The sequence below is a fragment of the Rhizobacter sp. P1_G5 genome (assembly GCF_056405435.1).
The window spans coordinates 1-911 of the sequence record NZ_JBFUCB010001096.1 but is presented as its reverse complement, the minus strand read 5'-3'; the positions used below and the strand labels follow the sequence as shown (position 1 = coordinate 911).

The following is a 911-nucleotide window of genomic DNA, read 5'->3' as shown; positions in this document are numbered from 1 at the left end:
GTCTTCAGCGGCGAGTTGGCCGGCACGACGAACACGTTGTACTCGGCCAGCAGGCGCGCCACCGGCGTCGCGTCATTCAGCGTGATCGGCGGCTTGTTCTGCACGATCGCRCCAACCATGATGGCGCCGACGACGATCATCGCGTTCGGGTCGCCCTTCGATGCGTTCGCGAACTGGGCCAGGCCGATCGTGCCGCCGGCGCCACCCTTGTTCTCATAGGTGATCGAGCCGGCGACGCCCGCTTCCTGCATGGCCTTGCCGATGCCGCGGCCGGTCTGGTCGTAGCCGCCACCGGGGTTGGCGCCGATCATCACCTTGAAGTTGTCCTGGGCGAACACGGCCGCGGAGGCGGTCGCAAGGGCCAGCGGCAACAGCACGGTTTTGAGCAAGAGGCGTCGCATGAATAAGTCTCCTTGAGGGGGAATGCACTGAACAGAGGCGCCATCCTGAGCGCAGCAGCGCCCGGTTACATCCGGGCAAGCCCTGGGGTGCCGGCATGAGACTGTCAGACGGCTGTCATTCCCGGTCCTGCCCGCTGTCGTCTTCCTGTCAGACCCGGATCGCCCCTGACAAGACCCCCTTGCGCGGCAAGGCACACTCGCGGCCATGAAACTCCTGCTGGTGGAAGACGATCTCGCGATGGCGCAGGCGCTGCAGCTGGCGCTCGAGCGGCGCGGCTTCGACATGGCGGTGGTGCACAACGGCAGCGATGCGCTGCAGCAGCTGCGCAACCAGCCGCCCGACCTGACGCTGCTCGACCTGACGATTCCCGGGCTGGACGGCCTGCAGGTGCTGCACCGCGCGCGCGCCGAGGGGATCCGCGTCCCCATCGTGGTGCTGACGGCGCGCGGCGCGGTCGGCGACCGGGTGCTGGGCCTGAACGCCGGTGCCGACGACTACCTGGCCAAGCC

Annotated in this window: 1 protein-coding gene and 1 pseudogene; one reads left to right on the top strand and one right to left on the bottom strand. The window is 68.1% G+C overall.

From position 1 onward, the window contains the following. Positions 1–401, bottom strand: a pseudogene (locus tag AC1D12_RS34270) (tripartite tricarboxylate transporter substrate binding protein); the annotation flags it as partial. Between the two features lie 205 nt (positions 402–606). Here AC1D12_RS34270 and AC1D12_RS34265 point away from each other — a divergent pair. Continuing rightward, positions 607–911: response regulator (locus AC1D12_RS34265; protein ID WP_477845516.1), on the top strand; the 305-nt coding region annotated here is incomplete at its 3' end.